This is a genomic window from Arthrospira sp. PCC 8006 (assembly GCF_046480465.1).
GTDB classification, from domain to species: domain Bacteria; phylum Cyanobacteriota; class Cyanobacteriia; order Cyanobacteriales; family Microcoleaceae; genus Limnospira; species Limnospira platensis.
The window spans coordinates 1-5,607 of sequence record NZ_PKGG01000283.1 but is presented as its reverse complement, the minus strand read 5'-3'; the positions used below and the strand labels follow the sequence as shown (position 1 = coordinate 5,607).

Here is a 5,607-nt window from a genome sequence, read left to right as displayed (position 1 = left end):
TTCTGTCTTGTNGTTTCCTTCATTAACGATTGTGCTATGACCCATAAGTCTAGCTCGTAACTCGATAGGTAGTCCATACTTTTCACCTAACAGGTTGTACAGCCTACGAAAAGCATATTTCTGAGTTACCGGGCATTTCATAGATTGAAGTCTGTTACTAAACGCAGCTTCAAAGCCTGTAACTATGGTTTTAGGTTTACTGCCTTTTTTAGGTCTATATTCTGGTAACAACGGTTGTTTCAATTTCAGGAACTCAAACATTTCAAGGCTGGGAATTGGAGCTACAATCCTTCCCCCTGTTTTTATACTCACTTTCCGACCTTCTGAGTCAGTAAAGTAAGTGTAATCTCCTAATACCAAGTAATTGTCTTGATTATCAGGGTCTGATAGTGCTTTGATGATTACGCCATCTTCAGTTACAAATGGCTTAGTTAGATTAACAGAAGCGGCTATTTCAGTTGGTCTCAGTCCATACATTACTGTCATACCCGTTACCCATAACCAGCTATGTCGGGATGATTGATGTTGGTGATTTTTAATAGTATAGGCTTCTTGTTTGGTTTTAAACCACCAATCTTTAAACACATCAACAGCTATCCGTTGTTTCTTTTTGAATTGCGTTTGTTTGGCGTTAATAGGCTCAAGCTGTTTAAGCAAGTGTTCTTTGTTAGGTGATTTCTTAGCTATGGTTTTTAAGATGTAGTAACGTTCCCTGAAGGTTTGGGAGCCTATTAATTGTTCTCCATTCTGCAAGGGAGTGTATAACATAGCCTTGAAACTCTCCCAGCTAGGATATTCATCCCAGTTAGGGAAGTCCTCAAAAAATACTCCCTTGCTTTGATGGTAAGACGCTAAGTCGCTTACGATATCGCGAGAACGTTTCCTTCCTGTGTTGCGGTTGTAACCCGCAAAATACTCATCCTCTAGTTGTTGGAATATTTCCCGATAGGTTATCAGATTATCCTCAATCTGGTTCTTTCCTGAGATAGTCGCATCGTACCAGTTCCAAAATTCACTAGCGCTAGTAATGGTTCCCAAGGCTTCTGATACCAGTTTAGCTTTCCTAACGCCGTCTATCACCCCTTGAGGTGTACATTCAAGGTTAGCCGTTTTGGGTAGTCGTTTTCCGGTTGGTGGCTGTTTAAACTGCAATAGTAGGTTGTACCTAGTCCCGGTCTTTTGTAACTTGAGTGTCACTCCTTTGGGACATTCCCCTTTAAAGTCTTGATAGGCTTTCAGGAATCTACTATAGCCATCGTCATAATTACCCTTTCCCCCTACAGTAGGGGTATTGATATCGTTACTCATTTTTTACTCACTTGTTACTCTGTTATGGCTTTGAGTAACACCTAAGTAACGGTAGAATAGGGGTTGTAGGCTATATAGGCGATTCGAATCCTTCCGCCCCAGTTTAGTATAATTAGTTCTGAGGTGCGAGACGTTCAGGCATGAAATAGGGTTGCAATACCCGAAATAACTGCCTGATGGCGATTTCAGCCCCTTGAATGAATACAAGAGGCTCGCCTCTGACCATCCCCATAACTGCTTATATGTCCCAACGATTTGTATCAATAAGATACCAAATCAAGGCAGGAAACCCAAGGTCAATATACTCTGTAACAATTCGTAACCATCCTTAACATAACGAGAAATTACGAAACAGAGTTGAGGGTAACGGCGATAGCCACCCCCAGTTTTGGGAATCACAAACCCAGGACTGAAGCSGGGAACGGAAGGCTCCGAGGTGTAACCCAACACCAGAAACGAGACCACTGCCAACCATCCATGATTAGGGAAACCGAATGTCCGGCTTGAACCATCGTAAGAATTAAGTAGCGAAAGAGGTTGACACGCTGCGCTCAAAAGAGCAAGGGGAAAAGTAGGATAATCTTAGCACTACCTACACAGACCTTTAAAGTACCCCGGTGGATAGGACAAATCTAAAGATGGAATGCCCATATAAACGGAACGTTTTAAGTCCTCCTAGACTCTGATTATCTGGTCGAGATATCAGTAGGGATAAGTGTAACCGCAAGTCTTTGAGGATGCGAGATGTGACCAGAAGCCAACGCCCAACTGTAATGGTAGGGATATGCTAACGGGTCACGGTTTGATTGTAAAGAAATAGAGTCAAGTAGGTGTACAAATGGCGATAGCGAGTTTAAAGAAAGGATTTGGGAAATCAAAACCAATCAAGACTACGAACAACGCATGGAAGGCAATCCCATGGACTAAGGTTCAACGGAAAGTTTTCAAGCTCCAAAAGAGTATATTTCAAGCAGCTAAATCGGGACAAGATGCAAAAGCCAGAAGGTGGCAACGTCTATTGGTGAAATCATACTATGCTCGGCTCTTAGCAGTGCGACTGTAGGGGCGGGTTCCACGGTCAGCCATGCTTCCCAACAGTCAGCTTAATAAACCCGCCCCCCCAAGCGGGTCAAGGCAAGAAAACAGCCGGAGTTGATGGAGTAAGAGCAATCTCTTCAAGACAAAGGTTTGAGCTTGTTAAGAACATTAAGGGAAACCTCAAAGCAAAACCACTGCGACGGGTTTGGATTCCAAAACCTGGTAGGGATGAAAAAAGCTGGAATAGGAATACCCACAATCCAAGATAGAGCAAGGCAAGCCTTGGTTAAATCGGCTCTCGAACCTGAATGGGAATCGAGATTTGAAGGCACAAGCTATGGGTTCCGTCCAGGACGGTCAGCCCATGACGCAATTAGCAGAATTTATACTGCCATAAATCAAGGACAGTACTATGTTCTTGACGCGGATATAGCAAAATGCTCTTACCGTGAACCATGAATACCTACTGTCCAAAATTCATTGTCCAAGCCGCCTAAAAAGAGACCTGAAACAATGGCTCAAAGCGGGAGTGCTAGATAACGGTGTATTCGAGAATACAGAAGCAGGGACACCTCAAGGAGGGGTAATAAGTCCAATACTCGCCAACATCGCACTGTTGGGTATGATTAGGTTAATTGAAAAACTGTATCCTAGGAAATCAGACAATCGCCCTTTTGCGAGAGTCATAAGATACGCTGATGATTTCGTGGTCATCTCAAAAGACTTAGAAATCATTGAACAGTGCCAAACTGCTATTTCCAAATGGCTAAAGCCTATTGGATTAGAGATTAAACCTGAAAAAACTCGAATCTGCCACACGCTCAATCACATTGAGTATAACGGCAAAGCAGAGGAACCCGGATTTGATTTCTTAGGTTTCAATATTAGGCAATATCCTGTAGGAAAATATAAAACTGGGAAAACTCCACATGGAAAACCATTAGGACACAAAACTCACATAAAACCCAGCCATAAAGCAGTTGCCCATACAGAAGTGATTAAAGGTGTAATCAAACAACATAAGACAGCACCCCAATCAACCCTGATTAGTAGACTAAACCCAATCATAAGAGGATGGGCAAACTATTATTCAGCGGTAGTCTCAAAAGAGACCTTCACTAAGCTAGACAAAATAATCTGGCAAATGTTACGGGCATGGACAGCATCAAGATGCGGAAAGGCAAGTTACGAAAAGCTAAGTAATTATTTCAGACATGGAACAATTAAACTTAGCAATGGGAAAGAAAGACACGAAAATTGGCTATTCCAAACCAAAGATGGGATACATCTATTCAAACACAACTGGACTCCAATTGTCAGACACACCCTAATACGCCCCGACGCAACACCATACGACGGAAATTGGACTTACTGGGCAACCAGGAAAGGACAAGCAATCGACACGCCAATTAGGGTAGCAAAACTACTCAAAAAACCAAAAGGTAGATGTACCTGGTGTGGGCAATTCTTTACCCCATCAGATTTAATTGAAGTAGACCACATTGTACCTAGAAGCCATGGCGGAAAGGATGAATACAAAAATCTTCAACTATTACATCGCCATTGTCACGATGATAAAACAGCTCTTGATGAAGAGATAATGCTGTACTCTTAACAAGGAGACGGTCAAACTAGGAGCCGTATGAGGTGAAAGTCTCATGTACGGTTCTGCTGCTGAATGGGAGGGGTAGACCGTGAGGTCTATCTCGACCCCTAATACCATATCCTAGCCTGGGATTAATCTTAGCAATTCCGAGAGTAGGGGCAATTCATCAATTGTCCCTACCTCGCTGGTTTCACTAAGAGCGCTATGGCAGAGTTAAAATATCCACTCCCTGGTCGGTTACAGCGATCGTGTGTTCAAATTGAGCAGACAGCTTACCATCTGTGGTAATCGCTGTCCAACCATCATCGAGTACCTCTGCTTCCCAGGTTCCCTCATTAATCATCGGTTCAATCGTAAAAACCATTCCTGAGCGCAGTTTTTTACCCTTTCCACGGGTCCCATAATGGGGAATTTGCGGTGCTGTATGGAAGACGGTATTAACCCCGTGACCGACAAAATCCCGCACTACAGAAAACCCATAACTTTCCGCGTATTCTTGAATAGCAGCCCCAATATCCCCTATGCGGCTACCTGGTTTCACCGTCTCAATAGCCCGCCGCAGACATTCCTCGGTGACTTCAACCAATTTTTTAGCTGTGGGGGAAGGATTACCGACAAAAAAGGTTTTTGAGGTGTCGCCGTGGTAGCCATCAACTATAGGGGTGACATCAATATTGATGATATCTCCATCTTGAAGAATCTGCTTGGCGCTGGGGATACCGTGACAGATAACTTCGTTAACACTGGTACAAATAGACTTAGGGAACCCATTATAACCTAGGGGAGCGCTACGGGCACCATGAGCTTGAGTCCAGCGTTCGGCTTCATCGTTGAGTTCTAGGGTACTGACTCCTGGTTTGACCATGGGTTCTAGGTAGTTCAGTAATTGCGCGGCTAACTTTCCGGCTTGGCGCATCTTTTCAATTTCTCGGCTCGATAGCAGTACGATTGTTTCGGTTCGCATTTGTATAATTAGCTAGTTGATACCCTAATTAGTAGGCTTTTTCTGTACTTAACTTATCATAGTTGATGGTTCTGGGGGAGGCGCTCAGGTGCTATCTGCTGAAAATGATATTAACATAGATCAACAGTGGCATGATACTCAGCGATGGAGGCAACATGACTAATCGACGGAACCAAATAGATCAAGAAAGCAGAACTTGGGGCATGATCGCACACCTCAGCTCTTTTGTGGGTTATGTCATACCTGTTGCTAATATCGTTGGACCTTTGGTGATTTGGCTACTCAAAAAGGATGAGATGCCATTTGTTGAAGATCAAGCTAAAGAAGCGTTGAATTTTCAAATCAGCATCTTGATATATCTGTGTGTATCGATTGTATTGATTTTGTTTTTAACAAAATGTGGCGGAATTCCCCTTCCTCGCTTGCAGGGAGGGGATGAATAGCAACCAATAAACAAACTGAGCGATAGCGAATCCTCGGATGATCAACTACAATGTTATCAGCAACAGCAAATAACGATAATGTATAAGGCGTACAAGTATCGCATCTACCCAACCGACGACCAAAAAGCGTCTCTCGCCAAGGCGTTTGGATGCTGTCGTTGGTATGGGAATTTGGCACTCAACCTATGCCAAGAAACATATCTCAAGACAGGCAAAGGATTATCTCGTGGATATATCCAGGGTCTGTT

7 protein-coding genes and 1 pseudogene are annotated in these 5,607 nt (G+C 43.3%); 6 read left to right on the top strand and 2 right to left on the bottom strand.

From position 1 onward, the window contains the following. On the bottom strand, nt 1–1,308 hold a 1,308-nt coding region (locus B9T16_RS25200; RefSeq protein WP_410246048.1), incomplete at its 3' end, for a recombinase. An 838-nt stretch (nt 1,309–2,146) separates the two neighbouring features. On the opposite strand from B9T16_RS25200, the gene B9T16_RS25195 reads away from it, so the two are divergent. From B9T16_RS25195 to B9T16_RS25180, 4 genes and pseudogenes are all read left to right on the top strand, one after another. Continuing rightward, a complete protein-coding gene (locus tag B9T16_RS25195; RefSeq protein WP_014275364.1) occupies nt 2,147–2,371 on the top strand; it encodes a reverse transcriptase N-terminal domain-containing protein in 225 nt (74 codons plus the stop codon). A gap of 21 nt (nt 2,372–2,392) precedes the next feature. After that, nucleotides 2,393–2,615 (top strand): annotated as a pseudogene (locus B9T16_RS25190) (HNH endonuclease). Beyond that, nucleotides 2,575–2,805: a reverse transcriptase domain-containing protein gene (locus B9T16_RS25185; RefSeq protein ID WP_014274255.1), complete on the top strand. Its 231-nt coding sequence runs from the start codon at nt 2,575–2,577 to the stop codon at nt 2,803–2,805. Before B9T16_RS25190 ends, B9T16_RS25185 begins: the two are co-directional and overlap by 41 nt. Further along, a complete protein-coding gene (locus B9T16_RS25180) occupies nt 2,795–3,961 on the top strand; it encodes a group II intron reverse transcriptase (protein WP_410246047.1) in 1,167 nt (388 codons plus the stop codon). The genes B9T16_RS25185 and B9T16_RS25180 overlap by 11 nt, the downstream gene beginning before the upstream one ends. A gap of 193 nt (nt 3,962–4,154) precedes the next feature. Here the strand turns inward: B9T16_RS25180 and map are convergent, their stop codons facing one another. After that, complete coding sequence (map, locus tag B9T16_RS25175) at nt 4,155–4,916, bottom strand: type I methionyl aminopeptidase (protein ID WP_006615957.1); 762 nt, start codon at nt 4,914–4,916, stop codon at nt 4,155–4,157. 155 nt (nt 4,917–5,071) lie between these two features. On the opposite strand from map, the gene B9T16_RS25170 reads away from it, so the two are divergent. Together B9T16_RS25170 and B9T16_RS25165 are read left to right on the top strand one after the other, a co-directional pair. After that, a complete protein-coding gene (locus B9T16_RS25170) occupies nt 5,072–5,359 on the top strand; it encodes a DUF4870 domain-containing protein (RefSeq protein WP_006615956.1) in 288 nt (95 codons plus the stop codon). A gap of 78 nt (nt 5,360–5,437) precedes the next feature. Further along, nucleotides 5,438–5,607, top strand: a 170-nt coding sequence (locus B9T16_RS25165) for a helix-turn-helix domain-containing protein (protein WP_410246049.1), incomplete at its 3' end; no start/stop codon positions are given.

Excerpts from the sequence above, each read along its gene's own strand:
- B9T16_RS25195 (WP_014275364.1), top strand. The coding sequence starts at position 2,147 with ATGGCGATAGCGAGTTTAAAGAAAGGATTTGGGAAATCAAAACCAATC.
- B9T16_RS25185 (WP_014274255.1), top strand. The coding sequence starts at position 2,575 with ATGAAAAAAGCTGGAATAGGAATACCCACAATCCAAGATAGAGCAAGG.
- map (WP_006615957.1), bottom strand. The coding sequence starts at position 4,916 with ATGCGAACCGAAACAATCGTACTGCTATCGAGCCGAGAAATTGAAAAG.
- B9T16_RS25170 (WP_006615956.1), top strand. The coding sequence starts at position 5,072 with ATGACTAATCGACGGAACCAAATAGATCAAGAAAGCAGAACTTGGGGC.